This window comes from Paenibacillus sp. NPDC093718 (assembly GCF_050279985.1).
GTDB lineage: Bacteria > Bacillota > Bacilli > Paenibacillales > Paenibacillaceae > Paenibacillus_AQ.
In genome coordinates, this window is record NZ_JBNNUS010000001.1 from 1,139,764 (window position 1) to 1,160,378 (window position 20,615).

Annotated in this window: 15 protein-coding genes; 5 read left to right on the plus strand and 10 right to left on the minus strand. The window is 48.7% G+C overall.

Features of this window, described 5'->3' with window-relative positions:
* Positions 1-1,524, plus strand: coding sequence for an ABC transporter substrate-binding protein (locus ACQKPA_RS05550; RefSeq protein ID WP_427490084.1), 1,524 nt, complete (start codon positions 1-3; stop codon positions 1,522-1,524).
* A gap of 168 nt (positions 1,525-1,692) precedes the next feature.
* Here the strand turns inward: ACQKPA_RS05550 and ACQKPA_RS05555 are convergent, their stop codons facing one another.
* On the minus strand, positions 1,693-2,124 hold the full coding sequence (locus ACQKPA_RS05555) for a DnaJ family domain-containing protein (protein ID WP_427490086.1): 432 nt from the start codon (positions 2,122-2,124) through the stop codon (positions 1,693-1,695).
* 209 nt (positions 2,125-2,333) lie between these two features.
* On the opposite strand from ACQKPA_RS05555, the gene ACQKPA_RS05560 reads away from it, so the two are divergent.
* From ACQKPA_RS05560 to ACQKPA_RS05575, 4 genes are read left to right on the plus strand one after another with little or no spacing between them, the layout of a single operon-like run.
* A complete protein-coding gene (locus ACQKPA_RS05560; protein ID WP_427490088.1) occupies positions 2,334-3,437 on the plus strand; it encodes an iron-siderophore ABC transporter substrate-binding protein in 1,104 nt (367 codons plus the stop codon).
* Positions 3,430-4,470, plus strand: a complete 1,041-nt coding sequence (locus ACQKPA_RS05565; protein WP_427490090.1) for a FecCD family ABC transporter permease — start codon at positions 3,430-3,432, stop codon at positions 4,468-4,470. Before ACQKPA_RS05560 ends, ACQKPA_RS05565 begins: the two co-directional genes overlap by 8 nt.
* Entirely contained in the window at positions 4,467-5,498 is a 1,032-nt protein-coding gene (locus ACQKPA_RS05570; RefSeq protein WP_427490092.1) for a FecCD family ABC transporter permease, read from the plus strand. The genes ACQKPA_RS05565 and ACQKPA_RS05570 overlap by 4 nt, the downstream gene beginning before the upstream one ends.
* Positions 5,498-6,313 carry an ABC transporter ATP-binding protein gene (locus ACQKPA_RS05575; protein ID WP_427490094.1) on the plus strand — a complete coding sequence of 272 codons (816 nt, stop codon included), beginning with the start codon at positions 5,498-5,500 and terminating at the stop codon, positions 6,311-6,313. Before ACQKPA_RS05570 ends, ACQKPA_RS05575 begins: the two co-directional genes overlap by 1 nt.
* Before the next feature lie 321 nt (positions 6,314-6,634).
* Here ACQKPA_RS05575 and ACQKPA_RS05580 read toward each other — a convergent pair whose 3' ends face one another.
* The 9 genes from ACQKPA_RS05580 to ACQKPA_RS05620 all read right to left on the minus strand — a co-directional run bounded on the left by ACQKPA_RS05580 (position 6,635) and on the right by ACQKPA_RS05620 (position 20,576).
* Positions 6,635-7,261, minus strand: a complete 627-nt coding sequence (locus ACQKPA_RS05580) for an ABC-2 transporter permease (RefSeq protein WP_427490096.1) — start codon at positions 7,259-7,261, stop codon at positions 6,635-6,637.
* Positions 7,254-8,120: an ABC transporter ATP-binding protein gene (locus tag ACQKPA_RS05585; protein WP_427490098.1), complete on the minus strand. Its 867-nt coding sequence runs from the start codon at positions 8,118-8,120 to the stop codon at positions 7,254-7,256. Before ACQKPA_RS05585 ends, ACQKPA_RS05580 begins: the two co-directional genes overlap by 8 nt.
* Positions 8,117-8,500 (minus strand): GntR family transcriptional regulator, encoded by a 384-nt coding sequence (locus ACQKPA_RS05590; RefSeq protein ID WP_427490284.1) that lies wholly within the window; start codon positions 8,498-8,500, stop codon positions 8,117-8,119. The genes ACQKPA_RS05585 and ACQKPA_RS05590 overlap by 4 nt, the downstream gene beginning before the upstream one ends.
* Before the next feature lie 303 nt (positions 8,501-8,803).
* Positions 8,804-11,074, minus strand: coding sequence for a dockerin type I domain-containing protein (locus ACQKPA_RS05595; RefSeq protein WP_427490100.1), 2,271 nt, complete (start codon positions 11,072-11,074; stop codon positions 8,804-8,806).
* A 62-nt stretch (positions 11,075-11,136) separates the two neighbouring features.
* The gene (locus ACQKPA_RS05600; RefSeq protein WP_427490102.1) at positions 11,137-13,926 is read right to left on the minus strand and encodes an OmpL47-type beta-barrel domain-containing protein; all 2,790 of its coding nucleotides are present in this window, start codon (positions 13,924-13,926) and stop codon (positions 11,137-11,139) included.
* Positions 13,927-14,250: 324 nt separating this feature from the next.
* Positions 14,251-17,364, minus strand: a complete 3,114-nt coding sequence (locus ACQKPA_RS05605) for a glycoside hydrolase family 2 TIM barrel-domain containing protein (protein WP_427490104.1) — start codon at positions 17,362-17,364, stop codon at positions 14,251-14,253.
* Between the two features lie 23 nt (positions 17,365-17,387).
* Positions 17,388-18,209, minus strand: coding sequence for a carbohydrate ABC transporter permease (locus ACQKPA_RS05610; protein ID WP_194544115.1), 822 nt, complete (start codon positions 18,207-18,209; stop codon positions 17,388-17,390).
* Positions 18,206-19,021 (minus strand): carbohydrate ABC transporter permease, encoded by an 816-nt coding sequence (locus ACQKPA_RS05615; RefSeq protein WP_427490286.1) that lies wholly within the window; start codon positions 19,019-19,021, stop codon positions 18,206-18,208. Before ACQKPA_RS05615 ends, ACQKPA_RS05610 begins: the two co-directional genes overlap by 4 nt.
* Positions 19,022-19,262: 241 nt before the next feature.
* Positions 19,263-20,576 carry an ABC transporter substrate-binding protein gene (locus tag ACQKPA_RS05620; protein WP_427490106.1) on the minus strand — a complete coding sequence of 438 codons (1,314 nt, stop codon included), beginning with the start codon at positions 20,574-20,576 and terminating at the stop codon, positions 19,263-19,265.
* Between the last annotated feature and the right edge of the window lie 39 nt (positions 20,577-20,615).

Below are 20,615 nucleotides of genomic sequence, written 5' to 3' on the forward strand. Positions count from 1 at the left end.
ATGATGTTAAAGCACCCAAGGCCCAAACGCATCTTCATGATCATCAGTCTCATATGGCTGCTCACATCCTATACAACCGGCTGCTTCCGACAGCCTGGATCTAACGACGAAACATATGATGGGGACACGGTAAATCTGATTTATTATACGATCGGAGAGCCCGACAAGGATCTGCAGCTCGTCAATGATAAAATCAATGAAATCATGGCTCGTAAAATCGGTGTAACGATCACCTATGTCAAGGTAAGCTGGCAGGAGTATGAGGATCGGCTGAACACGCTCATATCCGCCGGCAGCCCGTTTGATATTGCCTTTGCACCTGAGTATGCAACTACCGCTATGCGCGGCGCCTGGCTGAAGCTGGATGACTACCTTGCCGGCCTGGGCAAGGAAATGTACAACGCCATTGATCCCATCTTTTGGCAAGGGGTACGTATGAATGATGGCAGCATTTACGGTGTGCCCACCAATAAAGAGTTAGCGGTGCTTGATCAGTGGATGTACCCCGCTTCCATCGTGAGTAAATATAATATCGACATTACCAAGTACAATACGCTGGAATCGCTTGAACCGCTGCTTCGGATGATTCAGCGGGAAGAGCCGGCCTACATCCCCATGGAATTGGATCGGGATTCCCACAATTTCTTCGCTCTGCATGGATACGAATATATTATGAACCATAAATTGCCCTTGATGATCAAATCACTGGACCCGAGCGCTCAAGTGGTGAATATCTTCGAAACCAAGGAAGCACGGCAGGTGCTGGATACGTTGCGGCGTTATTACAAGGAGGGCTTCATTAATGAGGATGCCGCGCTGCGAGAGCCTGGAGGACTTAAACGCGGGGCCAAAGTGTTCTGGAAGTCTTCAGGCGGCGGTCCGCTCTCGGAGACGACTTGGAGTAAGGATCGCGGCTACAAAATTGTAGCCCATCCCGTAACCCCAAGCACCGTCACGACGGAATCCGTTCGGGGAGGCATCATGGCCGTGAATGCCAACACCAAACATCCCGTAGAGTGTATTAAATTTTTGAATTTACTCAATACGGACCCCGAAATACGAAACTTATTCAACTATGGAATTGAAGGCGTACACTACACGCTGGATAAACAGGGGCAAGTCGTTCCAACTACGGACAAGGACAGCCATGGCGACCCGCTCCCGGATGCGCCTGCAAGCCGCTATTCAGGTGTACAATACACGCAGGGAAATTGGTTTATCCTGAAAACCATGGGCGGCGATAACCCGGATCCCCTCGACAAGTGGGATCAATTCCGCAAGTACAACGCTGGCGTCGTCAAGTCCACCGTGCTCGGCTTTACGCCCGATCTATCCAAGCTGACCGCCCAAACCGATAACATCGAAATGGTCTGGCATAAATATTATCCGAGCCTCATGACAGGCTCCGTCGATGTGGATACGATCCTTCCCAAATTTAACGAGGAGCTGAAGCAAGCAGGCATGGACGACGTACAGCAGGAAGTGCAGAAACAGCTGGATGCTTGGCGGAGTAAAATGAGGTAAGTGCTGGCAGCTCTTGCTTCCCCTGTTCGGACCTTACCTTGTCCCTACATCGAAACACGGATCATATTCAAAAAAGGACCCTGAAGCGGATAGCTTCAAGGTCCTTTTCGTCGTTTTTCACCTGGTCCCCTGAACGGTAACGGGGAGAAGTACATTTGAGTTCATGAGCTACTCCCATTTATCGTAGGCTGCGTGCAAATTGACTTCGGACAGGAGTCCTTTTTGCAGCTGTGGATTCGGAACCATTCGGTTGTACTTTATGATCTTTTGATTAATGGCCTCGAACTCTGTCTCTGGAATCGCATTCGACTCTTGGCGCTCCAAGAGCCGCTTGATGTCAGCGGCAATTTCTTTTCTCAGCTCAACCCATGCTGGCTGGTAATTCGCGTTCTTCATGATCCCGGTTAGAACATCTCCGTCTTCGATCTTAATCGGCTTTCCCTTTAACGGCGAATCGTCAAAGCCGCCTTCTCTGGCAAATTTGTCGATGGCCGATTCCAGCAGTCCGCTGCTGGTCGACATGGGCCGTCGTTCCTTTTCTTCACTTTGATTTTCTTCAGGGGCAAGAGCTGAATTTTTTGGATCATCATTCCGTTCCATTCGGTCACCTCCGTCTTACATATCAGGGAAATAAATTCTTGATTATTAAGAAGCTCGTAGTCATTCTTTCGATAAAAGAAAGGCTGTTCCTCCTTTTGAATCGCAAAATGTGATGGGGAATTTTTCATTGACAAGCCATCCACGCCAATATATGATAATGATTATCATTTTCATGTGCTAATTTGTACCATTTTATTAGAAGGAAGGGTATGTACGTGATTAAAAACCGAAAAATTTCATTAAGAGCATTATTTATTTCGGCAATGATCCTGATTCTGCTAGTCGGCTGTTCGAGCCAGCAATCAAGCTCAACACCTGCACCGGCTGCGACGGAAAAGGCTTCGTCAAGCACAGAAACGCCTAAGACGGAAACTCCTGCATCCCAAGATACAGATGTTGAATATCCGATCGTAATCAAGCACGCTTTTGGCGAAACCGTCATTAAAAGCAAGCCTGAACGTGTAGCTACGATTCAATGGGCCAATCATGATGTAGCTCTCGCTCTCGGCGTTGTTCCTGTAGGGTTTTCCGCCGCGAATTACGGCGTTCAGGATGACAGCGGACTTTTGCCTTGGACGGCTGAAAAGCTTAAGGAACTTGGCGTGAGTGAGCCTAATGTTTTTCAGGATACGGACGGCCTTGATTTCGAGGCGATCTCCGATGCTGACCCGGATGTCATTCTGGCAGCTTACTCCGGAATCACGCAGGAAGACTACGATATTCTAACCAAGATTGCTCCGGTTGTGGCGTACCCGACGACTCCTTGGCTCACTACTTGGCGGGAACAAGTGATGTTAAATGCAACCGGCATGGGCATGAAAGCGGAAGGCGAACAGCTCATTAAAGATACGGAGAACCTGGTCAAGGAAAAAGCAAGCGAACATCCTGAGATGCAGGGCAAGAAAGTGGTTTGGGTCAATTTCTCGGCGAAGGACATGTCCAAATTGCATATCTATACCCCTGCTGACCCTCGCGGCTCTTTCCTGCTGGAGCTTGGAATGGAATATCCTGAAAGTGTTACAAGTCAGATTACCGATCCTACCAACTACTCGCTGAATTTAAGCGCTGAGAACGCTGATGTCCTGAACGATGCGGATATTTTGGTCGGATATGGTGATGAGAGTTTATATGAAGCCGTTAAAGCAGATTCCCTGCTTGGCAAGATTCCGGCTATACAAAGAGGCTCCGTCGTATTTATTGGTAACGGCACACCACTGGCGGCTTCCGGAAATCCGAACCCCCTTTCCATCTCTTACACCATCGATGACTACCTGGAATTACTGGCAGGAGCTATTAGCAAAGTAAATGAATAGTTCATCCGTTTCAGAAATAAAAGTGCTAAACTCCCGCATTCCGAGGAATTTCACATGGGTTCTGGTGATATGTTTGGTTTTGCTCGGTATAAGCGTGCTCGCATCTTTCACCTTAGGCTCCCGTCCGATCCGATTTCATGAATTGATGGACGGATTATTTCACCCGGACATCGATTCCTACGGAGCAAACGTGGTTCGCAAAAGGGTTCCTCGAACGATTTTCAGTTTGTTTTGCGGTGCAGCACTCGGCGTTTCCGGGGCGCTTATGCAAGCCGTCACTCGCAACCCGATTGCAGATCCGAGCATCCTGGGTGTCAACACCGGCGCAGCATTGTTTGTGGTCTGCGGAATTGCGTTCTTGAATATTAGCACCGCCAATCAATATATTTGGCTAGCTTTAGCCGGAGCAACCATTACCGCAGTGTTTGTATTCGGAATCGGTTCCATGGGGCGTGGCGGTGCTACGCCCCTTAAGCTTGTGTTGGCGGGAGCCGCCACAAGCGCCGCCCTCTCTTCGTTGGTTAGCGCAATCATGATTCCACGCTCCTATGTCATGGATCAATTCAGATTCTGGCAAGTGGGCAGCGTGGGTTCAGCGAACTGGAGCGATATGGCTACGTTCGCACCGTTTCTGGTGGTCGGCATGCTGTTAGGCATCATTTCATCCTCGGCATTGAATGCGTTGGCGCTTGGAGACGACGTCGCGACCGGACTGGGCGTTCGTACAGGAGTACTGCGGCTTGTTGCGGCTTTTGCCGGGGTTCTTTTATGCGGGGCGACTACGGCGTTGGCAGGGCCCATCGGTTTTATCGGGCTTTTGTCAACGCATGTCATACGCCTTCTTCTTGGCTCCGACTTGCGTTATATTATACCGATGTCTGCTATTTCGGGAGCTGTCATATTAACGATATCCGATGTCATCGGCAGGCTGGTCGGCAGTCCCGGAGAACTTGAAGTCGGCGTAGTCACAGCCTTTATCGGGGCACCGATCCTGATCATATTAGCTATGAAAGCGAAAGTGCGTTCATTATGAAAAATAAAACTGTTGCGTTTATTATGGCAGGCAGGCGTCAAAGACGCCGTCGATGGATTCTTGTTACCAGCTTCCTTGCATTGCTTGCCTGCGCGCTCTGCTGTGCCATGCTTTTACTCGGGAGTACCATTTATCCCGTTCAGGATGTTGTCCGGGCACTTTCGGGAGAGAACATCAAAGGGGTCTCTTTTGCTTTGAATACTATACGCTTGCCGAGAATGCTGGCTGGTCTTTTTGCCGGATTTGCTTTTGGTCTGGCCGGCAACACCTTCCAGACCATGCTTCGCAACCCTCTTGCGAACCCGAATGTCATCGGGATTACTTCCGGCTCAAGCGCGGCGGCTGTTTTTTGCATTATCATTCTTCATACAAGCAATGCTGTTGTTTCCATTGCTTCGGTGGTCGCAGGTCTGGCTACCGTAACCATCATTTATCTGTTGTCTAGGGCAAAGCCTTTTTCCGTTGGGCGATTAATTTTGGTCGGCATCGGCATGCAGGCCATGCTGAACGCAGCCATATCATATCTTCTCTTGGTCGGCGCGGAGCAAGACATTCCGACAGCGTTCAGATGGCTTAGCGGGAGCCTTAATGGCTCTCAAATGCATGAGCTTCCGGCTCTGGTGATATCGGTTCTGGTTGGTACGCCTATCATTGTCATGCTGGGGAAACATCTAAGTGTACTGGAACTGGGAGAACAAACTGCCGCTTCTCTCGGCGTGAATACGGACCTGACCCGAATGGTGCTTATCTTAAGCTCCGTCTGCATGATCGCGATCGCAACCGCTACGACGGGTCCCATCGCTTTTGTCGCTTTCCTCTCGGGACCGATCGCCAAGAGATTGGTTGGCGTCGGGTTTTCGAACGCCATCCCGGCGGGACTTGTTGGCGTGAATCTGGTTATGGCTGCCGACCTGGTCGGACAGTTTGCCTTTGAGGTCCGATTTCCTGTGGGCATCATAACCGGAATCCTCGGAGCGCCTTATTTGATTTTCTTGCTGATCCGAATGAATCGAAAGGGAAATTTATAATGAAACCTACGCATATTTTTAAAGCTGAGCAAACGGTAGCGGGATACGATCATAAAACCATCATTCACGACATTAGTCTTGTCATTCCCAGTCATAAGATCAGCGTTATTATTGGAGCCAACGGGTGCGGAAAATCTACGCTTCTGAAAACAATGGCAAGGCTGATAAAGCCTACATCTGGTCAAGTTACGCTGGACGGAAAGCCTATCGGCCATATACCGCCCAAAGAGCTGGCTCGTGTATTGGGTCTGCTGCCGCAGTCTCCCATTGTTCCTGAAGGGATCTCCGTCGCGGACCTGGTGGGACGCGGAAGGTTTCCGCACCAGTCATGGTTTAGCGGATGGACCAAAAAGGATGAAGAGGCCGTTTCCGAAGCGATGGAGATCATGAATATCACGGAGCTTGCCAATCATAACATCGACGAGCTGTCCGGCGGTCAAAGACAGCGCGTCTGGATTGCTATGGCGCTGGCGCAGCAAACCGATATTTTACTGCTCGATGAACCTACAACCTTTTTAGATATTACTTATCAGATCGAGATTCTTGACTTGCTCACAGACCTAAATCGAAAATATGGAACGACAATTGTCATGGTTCTGCATGATATCAACTTGTCCGCACGTTATGCCGACCATATCTTTGCGCTTCATAACGGATTGCTTGTGGCTGAGGGTGCGCCATCACAAGTCATTACGAGCACTATGATCAAAGACATATTCGGGCTTGATTGCTCGGTAATCCAAGACCCCGTGTCAGGCTCTCCCCATGTGATACCCAAAGGGAGATATCATGTTCAGCATGAAGACACTCCTTAACATTCTGATGGCATCGATGGAGCAGGTAATTCAACCACCCGTCTATGCCTTAACAATGAAAAGCCCGACATCGTTTAGAGTCGGGCCTTTTGTGCATTTTGGTATTTCGCCTTTTTCATCTATGGTGTCGTGTTTCATTTTCTAGAAGACCACAAGGAATTATCAAAAGCGATAAACAGTATTTGTAATACAAGAAGTCCCCTAAGAAATACATCCAATTTTTCATCCGGAAAGAACGAGCTTTATGTTGTGTATCTTTCAATGGAGGTGCTCTCCTTTTTAGCATTTATTACTTACTTTTCATATGCATCCGCGGGACGCCTATAAGTCTTTTCTAGTAAATAGGCTTATCGTCAAGAAATAGGAAGCAATGAATACAACGACGATACCGATTAGAATCAGAAGTAATGTCTGATCGTTAATGAGGCCTTTCTCGCTCACCATATTCATTAGCACCGCTGCAGGTTGTGCCAGGATAATTAAGGAGATCATGAATACGGCATTGATAATTCCGGCTCCTTTTTTACTAAGCGCGTAAAAAAGAGGCATATAGATAGAAATGAGAACAAGCAGCATTCCTACTGAAACCAACATGGACCATAACGTATAATCCGGCTTTTCAAGCTGTGGGAATGAAAGATTAATGAGCTGGTGAATCCCGTAAGAAGCAATGACTCCAAACAGTGTATATATAACGGCTGTTATGTATTTGGCTAGCACAATATGTTTGCGACTAATCGGCAGCGTGACCAGAAATTTATGGTTATGGTTTTTGATATCGATCATCGTAGCTAGAATAATGGAGCCGAAAGCCGTATAGATTCCTACAAAATAGATAGACATTTCACTTTTTGGTATAAATGCGATGCTGAATACAGCGAGATAGAGAAGAATCGTCCACAGTGAGCTTTTTAAAGCGATGAAGTCTTTACGAAGCAAATTAAGCATGAACTCGTCCTCCCTTGGCCGTGAAATACATAATGTCTTCTAAGGATGGTTTTTCTAAAATAGCATTATCGCTAAACAGCTGCTCGGCCTTGCGTCTATTATCTACCAAGCCCTCAAAACCAAGCGTTGTCTCACGAATCCCGATAAATTCCTTTCGAATATCCGAATCAATCAGTTGCATATCGCCCTTCACGATCGCGTATCTCTCAAGCACATCGTCTTTCGCTTCATTGAATACAAGTTTTCCGTCATTCACGAAAGTAATGTAGTCAGCAATGCGGTCCAAATCCGTCGTAATATGCGTCGAAAAGATAATCGTGTTTTTTTCGTCCTGCATCATATCCGCAAGCAGATCGAGCATTTCCCTTCTGAACACAGGATCAAGTCCGGAAGTCGGCTCATCCATGACCAAGAGCTCGGCCTCATGGGATAAGGCAATGGCAAGGGCGAGTTTAATTTTCATTCCTTTAGATAGATCTTCAACCTTCTTCTTAGGGGACAATTCGAATTGTTCGAGGTAGCGGTTAAATTTCTTTTCATTCCAATGGGTGTAAAAAGGTGCGATCATTCTCTTCGTATCACGAATCTTAAGATGCTCATAATAGAAGCAATCATCCGAGACGATGCCGATGCGCTGTTTAATGTCGACTTCATGTTTAGGCATATCCAGGCCGAGTATTTTTACACTGCCGGAATCGGGACGGATCATGCCGAGCATCATCTTGATTAAGGTGCTTTTACCAACTCCATTCGGACCAATAAGTCCTGTAATGTAGCCTTGTTTCACATCCAGAGAGACATGATCGACTTTGAAAAAAGGGTATGTTTTCGTTAAATTGCGTAATTCGATTGCGTTCATGGTGTTTGTTCCTCCTCGAACAGTAAAGTTAGATGATCGATCACATCTTGTTGACTCATATTTAATTCCTTGCTTTCTCGGATGATATTCATCATTTTCTCTTCCAATCGCTTCATGCGCTGCTCCCTGATGAAATCTTTATTTGCCCCTGATACGAAGCAACCCTTGCCTACGACCGAGTCAATTAGTTTTTCGTTCTCCAATTCTTCATAGGCACGCTTAGTCGTAATAACACTAACCTGTAAATCCTTAGCAAGCTGCCTTATAGAAGGGAGACTATCGCCTGCGCGCAATTCTCCGCTCAGGATACTCTGTCGAATCTGGTTCATAATCTGTATGTAAATCGGATCGTTCGATGCGTTGGATAATATGATTTTTATGCCGTTCACCCCACTGCTGTTAATTAAGTGCATACCGTATATATATAATATATACACTATTCCCTCTTGTGTCAATTCATCCATCTGGGCAGTGATTCTCGTCCACTTCGATTGTTAACACAAAAAAGCCGCGGGTTACGCGACTTCATGTGGGGATATATTCTTGTCTCCGACAGGGCCGTTATGGATATGACTAAAGCAACCGCCCCTTGTGCCAGGAGTGGCCGCTTTAAATTTAAACCGTGCATTAACACTAGAGATGACATCGAGAGCTTGGTATTACTTTAAAAAAGTATGATCGTGTTACTTTTGTTTTCGGCCCTCATTCATTTTTGCTGTAACCCTTTTGACGTCTTCTGCGTTTATTTTTCCATCCTGGTTCACGTCCAGTTTTTTCAATTCATCTACAGGTTCTTCACCTATATGCCTGGCCACCAGCCTGATATCATGATGGTCTACGGTTCCGTTTCCGTCCACGTCTTCGGGGATCGTTGCCTTAGATCCAATATGGATTCGGGACAAGTAGGTGCGGTCCGTGCCGTCCGAATAATACAGATATCCGTCATCGCCTATCGTAAAGCTGTAAGCACTTGTTACCTCTCGATACTCCAGGGTAACCGGATCAATCGCAATGAGCTTGGAGCCGAAGAGCGCGTACAGTATACCGTCGGCATCCCATTTCAGCGGAACGGAAGACCATGCACCGTAATTGAACGATCCCGTATGAACCTGCTTGCTCTTTACAATTTCCTTATTGTCCGGGTCCATCGCGAATATAGTACCGTTAACGGCTCCCCAAATCAGCCCATCATGAGGCCCAACTGTCAGTCGGCCGATAAATTCAGGTTTATCTATGCCTTCGATCTGTGGTGACCATTCCGCTAATTTCTCTCCAGTCAAGGCATTCATGGTAAACATTTTGGCTTCCTCAGCCGTCGGGTTGCTTCCGAGGCCGTTGTTGATATTCGTTGAACCGAAGATTATACCGTCCTTATAAGCAAGACCTACCACACTTTGATCTTGAACAACGTTTCGTATTACCTTCACGCCTGTCTTGTTCTCGGCATATGCGGTTGGGTCAATGATCGTTACGGCTCCTCCATTAACCCCATATGCGGATACACTCCCAAAATAGATACGTCCGCCGCCGGATGTCGCTTCGATTAAACGATCCTGATGGGCCTCAGGGGCCACCTGCAGGAATTGGGAGGGATTTCCGTTACCCGGCGCTCTGGTTTGGTCATATTTATGAACATAAGCTTTAGGATACACTCCCATATACATGGCATTGTCGTGATACACCATGCTGTCGGCCTGGCCGAGGGAAATCGAAGTCACATGGTTCTGATCTGGATCATAGATAGCCCCTGTACCAGCGCCCAATGTGCTCATAAACAACTGGTTATCCGAGCCTTTTTCAATGACATGAATATTCAGCGGCGTCCCTTCAACGACCGGGCGCGTAGCCGTCATCTTGTTCTGCGTTACGTTGAAATAAACGATGCCTCCGCCAAATTGCATGGTTACCAGATTCATGCCGATCAGATCCGGATTCTCATGCTGATCGATTTGGACCCAATCGGCACCTCTTAACCCGCTGCCATAGGCCATGCCGGTGGAGCCGATCTCGCCCGTTGCCGGGTTGAAATATTTTAACGTGTTATCCGCAATGAAGTAGACTTTGTTTTCATAAGAGTCCGTAACATGCAGACCGGTCACATTGGATAACACAACGTCCAGCCAGCTGGAAGACTGGAGATCATAGACATACATATTTTTGGATTCGGAATATCGGGCGAATATATAACGGTTGTCAACCAGATTCATATCGTACACAAAGCCGGTTTCCTGTTGATCCATCAGCGGCTGCGCGATATTCGTTTTGCTTCCGGTCGCTAAATCCAGTTTTATGATTTGACCGTGCGCCGTCCCGGCATAAATATGTCCTCCTGCTTCATCCAGTGCGATTGATCTTACATATTCTTGCGGCTGGTTTCCTAGCATTCTGCCGTAATCTTCCGTAACGGTCCCCAGACCGAGATCGTATTTAAATACCTTTCCGCCGGGATAAGTACCGATATAGGCATTACCCTTGCTATCGGTAACAAGCGACCACGGGCCTTCGTCAACAAAGTCGTGAACCAGGTTGATCTCTTTGGTCTCGGTTGAATACAGCCAGAGCGTTCTATGTGATGTCACATACACATGCTTTCCGTCCGGCGTAACTTCATGGTGCCAGGCATCTCCGCCGCCGCCCTGCAAGATCGATGTATGGATTACCTTATTCGTGGCCATGTCTACGACATTGAATTGGGCAGGAGAGCCTTTTACCGTTGTAAACATAACCTTTCTGCCATCCTGTTCCCCGACGGCCCCGTCATAAATGCTGATTCCCCGAATGGGTTGGGCCAATCGTTCCGGCTGTCCATACACTTTATCCTCAAGCCGTATGGGATTTGATAGACCGGCGTCCTGCCATGCTTGTGCATTCATGGGTTTTACCGGGAGGATGGTTGTCATACAAGCACACGAAAGCATAACCATTAAGCCCATCTTCACTTTTATACGCTTCAAATTTCCGCACCTTCCTTTTCAATAGAAGATATTTCAACCGTATAACCCTAACTTGATAGATGTTACTGAAGTGCCGATGCATCCCGAATCAAATAGGCTGCAGCTTCAGATGAAATATGCTTCCCCGTTTGGGCGTGGACTTGATTGATAAATGCGGTGATATTCCCTTTTGTGGCCTTCTCAGCAAGGCTGTTCACGATACCGTGATTGTCAATCCATCCCTGTTCGGCGAATCGATATACAAGCTCATTCAGACTCTCGAAGTTTGTGACGGTTCTGAAATTCATCTCTTGCACGGATTCGTTTCCTGCCAAATCGACTGCTCGTATCGTAAGCGTGTGCTCGCCCAGAGGGAGTCTGAATAACGGGAGGGCTGATTGATGATCTACCCGCTCTCCGTCCAGAGTGATAACGGTTCCGTCCGTATCGGCTCCCGACCATTCGTCCTGAAGTTCGAAGTCCAGCTTCAAATCATCCGCAGTGCTGATTTCTTCAGGTATCTCCGATTTCCAGCGGATTACGGGTCCCTCTTGATCCACATGCAGCTGGAGCTTATGCGGTGCCTCCTCATTGCCGGCTTTGTCAATGGATCGATAAGTAAGCACGTGACGTCCATCCTCCTGCACATGCAATGGCGAACCATCGTAGCTGGTCCAGCTTGCTCCTTCATCCCAGGAGTATAAAGTGGATTCAAGACCGGCTCCTTCATCATAGGCCGACAAGGTAACCGTTAACGGACTAACGTACCAGCCATCCTTTCCATCAGGCTTCTCCGGATTGGTCGCAGGTTCTGTCGTTGGGGCCTGGGTATCCTCTTCTTCAGCATCGGAGACGGGAATCATGTACATTCGTGTTTCTTGCGCATAATAGATGTTTCCGTCATCCCCCAAGGTAAAGAGTGCCGATTTGATTCCCAGTTCTTTATGCTCCAGCGTGTCGGGATTCAATATGGTCAGCTGACCGTAGAGGTCGGTATAGAGCAGGCCATCGTTCCCCCATCTGAGATGGATCGGCCTCCACATCCCGTAATCGGTGACACCCGGATAAATGACCTTGCTTTTAACGACCTCCTGCGTAGCAGGGTCCACCGCAAACAGAATGCCGTCTGCCGCTGCCCAGAGGAGTCCGTCTTGATCGAAGGTCAGCCCGCTGATCATGATCGGGGATTTAACGGCGCCCGGAATATCAGGCGTGAATTCGCTAAGCTTTTCGCCGCTAACAGCATCCCACACAAACATCTTCGCTTCCGACTCGGTTGGATCGATGCCGAGACCGCCTCTTATGCTGGTCGAACCGTAAATCTTGCCGTCCCGATAAGTCAGCCCTACGATGCTCTGGTTGTGCACGACATGGCGATGAACATCAAACGCATCGGAGGCTGGGTCGTACGCCACAAGCGCTCCGCCCAATTCTCCGTAATACGGTATGGTCCCAAAATAGATCTTGCCTCCGCCTGTAGTTTGGACATAAGGACGATCTTGGTCTTCCTCCATGTAGAATAAGGATTCCGGATTGAGGTTCGGCTTGTTCGGATCCGTTTGAACGGGAAGCGTCGTATCCAGCTTGCGAATCTCCGCTTTGGGATAGATGCCAAAGTATACGTCATTCCCGAGCGAGCCGATGCTTTCGGCTTGGCCCATCGGATACGTCGAATGGGTGCGCGTAACGGGATCGAACACGCCTCCCAATGCAGAGGTCATGCCGCTTGTATAGATTTTGCCGCCCGGTCCTTTCTCCAGAGCCTGAATAAGCGTAGGTTGTCCTTCGGCAACCGCAGGCAGCGTCTTATGAATGCCGGACTCGAAGTTGAACAGTGCCGCCTTCCCGCCGAATTGGATGGTTACTAAGGTCTCGCCGGGAAGCTCCGGATCATCCGGGAAACGGACCCAGCCGGTGGAACGGAAGCCAGTTCCATAGGCAATTCCCGTGTCCGTGACCTGACGCGTCGTCATGTCAAAAGCTTGAACCTTCCGATTTTGGACGAAATATACTTTCCCGTCGCGTTCCGGCGACACATCCAGGCCGCCGTATCCGCTGTATACCTCATCCAGCCAGATACCCCTCGCCATATCGTATATAATCAATGCGGTTGTTCCGTTGCCGTTTAAGTAAGCGAAGAGGTAATCTCCCCTGGCGTCCAGTCCATACACGAAAGGAAGGCTGCTTACCCCGGGTACGTCCCGAATCGGCAGTTCTGTCTTATCCCCGGTAACCGGATCCAACTTGACGATATGGCCTACCGTGCCGATACCTGCATATACGATACCATCCGAATAGGCAATGGAACGAACATACCCTTGCCCTTCTACCATAGTTCCGTAATCCGTGAACGAGTTCGCCTTAGGATCAAATTTAAACACTTTGGCGTGTGGATAGGTCCCACCGTATACATTGCCTTGCTCATCCGTAACTAATCCCCAGATAGAGGTTTCGCCTGGAATCGCGGGTCCCAAATCATCAAGTTCTTTGGTTTGGGGCGAATATCTGTAAACTTTGGATTGACCTGCTATATATAGCGTTCCATCTGGAGCAATGGTCTTAGCCCAGGAGCTGTCGGCATCCGGAAGCGGGATCGTCCGGAGCAATTTGTTGTCCACAAGGTCAATGACGTTTAGCATGGCCGGCTTTCCATTCACCGTGGTATACATGACGTCACGACCATCCTCTTGACCATAAGCGCTTTCAAAAATAGCAATCTGCTGAATAGGAGCTCCTACGGAAACAGGGTCCCCGAATTGTTTGTTGATTGACGATTGAGCTTCTACAGGCACTGGTTGCAGCGAAGACAATCCTAATAGGGTTATCGTAAGTATGATCAACTGGGTTTTGAACGGCACGATATTTAATTTCATCAAACTTCCCCTTTCGAATATGGTTTAGCCTAGCGTTTGGAACAAACGATTGCCCCTCCCCTCAATTAACCTACAGGACGAAACAAGTATGGACTCCATTTCGTACTTGCTCATCATTGTAAAAATACTCAACGGTTCCGTAAATGTCTCATTTTCAGAGATTTTGATTTTCTCCAAGTAGATTTGATGAATCCTTAAACATCCCTCAAGCATGGAGGATTCAGAGTGGTGGAAAATACAAATGAAGTGGAGAAATCAAAAAAACACCGAAACCCTTAAATAAGGATTTCGGCATATTGTCGCAACGGTTTATCGAAGCTCGCATTAAGCTCTGCGAATCGTAAATTCAAAGGACATGTCCATCGAAGGATCGATCTGATACTCGTCATGAACCGGAGCCCCCCAGCTGTCGTCACCCCCAACCCCCATTTGCCGTCCGGCAATGGTAACAACGGTATGGTGAACGTTCGGCAGCTCATAATGATGCGTTGCGTTCTCCAGCTCAAATGCGGTATACGGCGATATATTGGCTTCTACCGGTGCTGCCGATGGTGCCTCAATCGTAATGCCATGACCTTGATCGCTGGTTATGGATACCTCTCGCACGCCTGTACGATTGCCCGATTCCTGCGGTACCAAGTAGGCTGATACATTATTCGCCGCACGATTGCGGAAGCGGCACAATCTAGCTCCAAATGCACGGTCGATATAATTCTCTTCCGGCCCGTTCGCATACCAATCCAGGTTGTCGTAGTCCGCCGGTACTTTGAAGGAAAGAGCAAAGATCGGCAGCTTCGGCAATCCCGATGCTCCCTGGTACCCCGACTTTACTTGAATGTTTCCATCGGTGAACACCGTATAAGATACGCGCACCCTTACTTCCTCGGACACGCTCAGTTTATACACATAGGTCACGGTCGCATGGTCCGAGTCCTCGGTAAGCTCGCAGCTTAACGTTCTCCGAGTCAGGCTTGCAGCATGCCAATGTGCGGAGTCGAAATGCAGTCCCGCCCCTTTATCGTTATCCGTCATCGCTCTCCAGAAGAGTGGTACCGGTGGAGAAGAGATCATCTCCCGTCCCGCATACTTGACGGATATGAGGGTTCCTGCCTGCTTCGAGAACATGACGGAGAAATCGCGTCCAAGAACGCCGATATTTACGTCCCCTTCAACTACACGGAAATCATTCGCGGGCGTATCATGCGTACCCCCTGAACCTGGTTCCAGGCGTTCCGCCGCCGACAATGACATATTGCCAGGAGCGTCAACAGCGAGCGCGTTCTCCACTTGGAAAACAAACTGTCCAAAAGCAATTTCGTAGCCGGCTTCCGCCCATAACGAATCCTTCTTGAGTACGAGTGAAACGTCTAGCGCATACTCACCGGCTGAGAGCCCCACCTCAGGCAATTCAAGCTTTACATATCTCTCTTCGCCGGGATCAACCTGGGTGGATACCGCTCCGCTGTAGATTTTTCTGCCCTCATAATTGAGACAATATATAACATCATAAGCATCCAACGAAGCGAACAAGTTCTCATTTCTGATCGTGACGCCATAACGATCCGGGGTCAGCTTGACGTTCTGATACAGGAATTTCACTTCCTGCATTTTGGGGGACCATGTCCGATTCGCATAGACGATGCCGTTGCCGGAGAAGTTGTAATCGGTTGAACGATCATCAAAATCCCCTCCATAAGCCATAAAAGGCTTGCCATAACGATCACGTTTCACAATAACTTGATCCATGAAATCCCAGATGAAGCCGCCTTGATACATCGGATATTTCTGCTCCAGCTCCGTGTATTTATGCAATCCGCCGACGGAATTGCCCATGGCATGCATATACTCGCAGCTAATATAGGGCTTGGAGGGCTCGTTTTGCAGATACTGTTCAATATCCGCCGGTTTTGCATACATGCGGCTCTCCATATCGCTCGCATCGTCATATTCCCGGTTATGGAACACCCCTTCGTAATGCACGAGCCGGCTAGGGTCCCTCTCCCGGAACAAGTTCGCAACATTCCGAATGACTTCTCCGGCATAAGACTCATTGCCGCAAGACCAGATCAAAATCGATGGGTGGTTCTTGTCCCTCTCGATCATGGAAATCGCACGGTCCAAAACGATATCCTGCCATTCCGGCCTGCTGCCCGGTATGTTCCAGGACGGCTCAACGGCCCCCATCTTCTGCCATGATCCATGCGTCTCCAGATTCATCTCGTCGATGACATACACGCCGTACTCATCACACAGCTCGTACCACATCGACTGATTCGGATAATGCGACGTCCGTACGGCGTTGATATTCGCCTGCTTCAATGTCTTGATATCCCACAGCATATCCTCTTTCGTAATGCAGCGTCCGCGGCGGGAATTGAATTCGTGCCGGTTGACGCCTTTGAACACGATGCGCTTGCCGTTTAAATGCATCACCTTGTCAATCATCTCGAATTTGCGAAAACCTATCTTTTGCGGCACGACCTCCACAAGGTTTCCGGATGCGTCATAGACGGATACGTACAATGTATATAAATTAGGCTCTTCTGCGCTCCACCGCTTGACCTTACCTGCAGCTAACGCCATCGACGCCGTTTCCCCGGAAGCATCGGTCTCCCCCCGGACCACTGGATTTCCTGCTGCATCCTTGAGCTCTAAGGCTACTTTCGAAGTCGGCTTTCCCCTCAGCTGCATGGTAACCCTCAGCGTTCCAAGTTCATACGTTTCATCCAAATCGGTTTGAACGTGCAGATCCTGCACATGAACGTCAGGTACCGTGTACAGATACACATCGCGAAAAATACCGGAAAAACGCCAAAAATCCTGATCCTCCAGCCAGCTTCCGGTGCTGCGTTGATAGACCTCGACAGCCAGCTTATTCTCGCCTTCCGTCAAGTACGGCGTGAGGTCGAATTCGCTCGGCGTAAAGCTGTCTTCGCTGTAACCGACAAACTCCCCGTTCAGCCATACATAGAAAGCTGATTCAACTCCCTGAAAAGAGATATACAGCGGGCGCTGCTGCCAGCTTGCAGGAACGTTGAAAAACTTCACATAGCTGCCCACGGGATTGTGGTCCTCTGAGATCATCGGGGGTCTAAGAAACTCCTGACCGTCCCACGGGTACATCGTGTTCACGTACTGCGGCTGCCCATAACCCTGAAGCTGGATATGTCCGGGAACCTCAATATCATCCCATCCTCTGCAGGATTCGTCCGTTTTATAAAAATCCGCTTGGCGTTCCTTGGCATTACGGGCGTAACTAAACTTCCAGCTCCCATTCAGACTGCGGCGCCAAGGCATCTCTCCAAGCTGTTCGGCTTCCAGCATCGATTCGTAATACCGGTGATCGGAGTGCGCGGGCATCCTGCCTACCGCAAATACGCCGGGGTCGGACAACCATGCAAGACTTGGCGCGACTCCTCGTTCAACCTGCTGTTTCATCTGTTTCCCTCCATTTTCCAACTTTATTTCACTGAACCTGTCATTCCAGCAACAAATTGCTTCTGCATCATAAAGAACACAAGCGCCGTCGGCAGCGTCGTTATGACGATGGCGGACATAATCAAACCGTAGTCTGGAGCATAGCCTGATCCCAGGTTCGATATCAGCAGCGGCACGGTCATATTCTCCGGCGACTGCAGCACGATCAGCGGCCACAGATAGTTGTTCCAGCTGTTCAGGAAAGTAATAATCGCTGCGGCTGCATAGGTCGATTTCATCGTCGGCATATAGATGCGGAAGAATAGGCCCAGCTCCGACAGACCATCGATGCGACCGGCTTCCATCATATCCTTGGGAAACATTTTGGTGCTTTGACGGAAGAAGAAGATAAGGAACGCCGTCGTGAATGTCGGCAGAATGACAGCCCCTGCCGTATCAATGCCTAGAAAGGGTACAACCCCCGATACTTTGGCAAACATCTGAAATAGAGGCACCATAATCGCCGCGAATGGAATCATCATCGAGGCTAGCAGGATATTAAATACGATATCTTTTCCGCGGCTGCGGTACATCTCAAATCCATAACCAGCGGCTGATGCAACCAGCAGTGAAAGCACGGTAGTCACCACCGAGATTTTCGCGGAATTCCATAGAGCTTGCCACATGTCCACGGAGCTGAACAGATTGTTGATATTCTTGACCAGGTGCGAACCCGGCAGCAGCGTCCCTTTCGTTACGTCCACGGACGGATTGGTGGCACTGACAACCATCCAGATAAACGGAAAGATGGAGATCAGGGCAGCGATAATTAGAAACAGGTAAGTAAATACGCGTTTGGTTTTCATGATCTCTTGTCACCTCCAACTTTGTTCTGGATCATCGTCAATATGACCACCATGAGTACGATCGAGTAGGAAACGGTAGCAGCGTATCCAAAGTCAGGCGTGTATTCGAAGGAAAGATTGTAAATATATTGCGATATCGACATGGTTGCGTTTCCGGGGCCGCCCTTGGTGATGTTAACCACCTCGTCAAACAACTGGAGCGTTCCAATGGTCGATGTTATGGTCGTAAACAAAATGATCGGCTTCAGAAGCGGAATCGTAATTTTGAAAAACTGCGTAAAGGCATTTGCACCATCGATGCGTGCAGCTTCATACACGGATTTATCGATATTTTGAAGTGATGATAAATAGAAAATCATATTATAGCCTGTAAAACGCCAGGTAATCGCGATGATAATCGTAACTTTCGCCCAGAAAGGGTCAGTGATCCATTGAATCGGTTCCTGGATCAGATGAAGATTCACCAGAAATTTATTGACGATGCCGTCGGCTCCGAACATGTACTTGAAAACGACGGAGTACGCGACAAGCGAGGTTACCGTTGGCAGGAAAATAGCCGTTCTGAAAAAACCTTTAAACTTCAGTCTATCGTCATTAAGCAGCACAGCGATAAAGAGCGCCAGCACCAGCATGACCGGAACCTGAATGAGTAAGTAAATAAATGTGTTCTTGACGGCCGTAAGGAAGGTGGTATCGCTGAACAGGCGAATATAGTTGTCTATACCGACAAACTGTAGATTGCTGCCCCTGCCTGATTTGAAGGATAGGATTAACGCTTGAACCATCGGATAGAAATAAAAAATACTAATCATGACAACCGGCACAAGAACAAAGAACCAACCTGTCAAACGTATCCGCCTTTGACTGTTCAGGCCCTTATGAATTTGCGGGTTTAGCCTGGCTTTTTCTGTATTCACACCACTCCACACCCTTCTTTTGATCACAATTCTTATGGATAAAAATAATAAAACCCTCGCTCCCCTTCCTTCAGCAGATGTCCACTTTACAGGAGAAGAAGGAGCAAGGGCATTTGTTGTACTGCCTGAGTGTGTTTTAACGGATTTGCGTATCGGCTTGCGTCTGCGCATCTTTCAAAACGGTTTCCACATCTTTACCGCCGAGATACGCCTGCATGGCAACGACCATAATGTCCTCAATGGCGTACGTATTCATGCCGTAGTTAACGTTAGGAATTTGTTCGGTCCAAGCGGCAAAGTCTGATACGACTTTTTGGCCTTGGAAATATTCATCCGCTGCCGCGTAAGCTTCTCCGCTTGCGGCGGCTTTCAGGGTGCCGATGACCCCCACTTTTGTGTTCAGCGTCTGATACAGCTCAGCATCGGAAGCAAATGTCTTCGCGAGGAACTCCGCAGCTGCTTCTTTCCCCTCTACATTCATGACATACCAGGAGCTGCCCCCTAGGTTGGATGCATGGACAGAGCCCTCTGTAGCCGCAAGCTTAGGAAGCGGAGCTACCGCCCATTTACCGGATTGGGAAGCTTCGGCTTTGATCGAAGGTGTAATCCAGTTACCGGTCGGTACGGTAGCCACTTCACCGCTGTTGAACGCTCCAACAAATTGGCTCCAGTCCGAGTTCACCTTCACGATGCCGGAATCCATCATTTCTTTGTACAATTCAAAGGCTTCCTGTAGCGCAGCATTGTCAGCAATCGTCGGAGTCTGGCCATCTTCCGCCGTATACCATGCCCCCGCGGATTGGATCATCATGCGGATAAGTCCCAGATCGTTAGGATCGAGCGTAATCATGCTTTTGCCGGTTTTCTCTTTGACGGCTTTGCCAATCTCGATGTACTGCTTCCAGTCGATGTCCTGCAGGTCATCCAGACTGTAGCCTGCTTGCTCGAGATAATCCGTTCGCACGTACATTCCCGTCACGCCGGAGTCAAACGGAACGCCGTACTGCTTGCCTTCTACGCTGGTCGGGCCAATCTTATAGTCCGCGAAGTCATCCACTTTCACGATGTCCGTCAATTCGTAGAAGGAGTCCGGATACGCTTGCAAGAAGCTCTGCGCACGATAATCCTCAATGAGCACGATGTTAGGCAAGCCTTTCGTGGAACCGGAGTTCAACCCGGTGTTCAGCTTTTGAACGATATCGGCCTGCGCATTCTCTACAACATTAATCCTGACGTCCGGATTCACTTGGGCATAAGCTTCTTTAGCAACATTCATGGCGGCAATGTTAAATGCCGGGTCCCAAGCCCAAACCGTAATTTCTTTTGGAGCGGCACTGCCTTCACCGCTAGAGCTGCCGTTACTGCCCGACCCGCCTTCCGTATCTCCGCCCGAGGAGCATGCCGACAAGAGGACAACTCCGGCCAGCAGTAAGCTCATTAATTTTTTCATTGCGTAAACCCCCTTTTTAATCTGAAAAATAATAAAGAT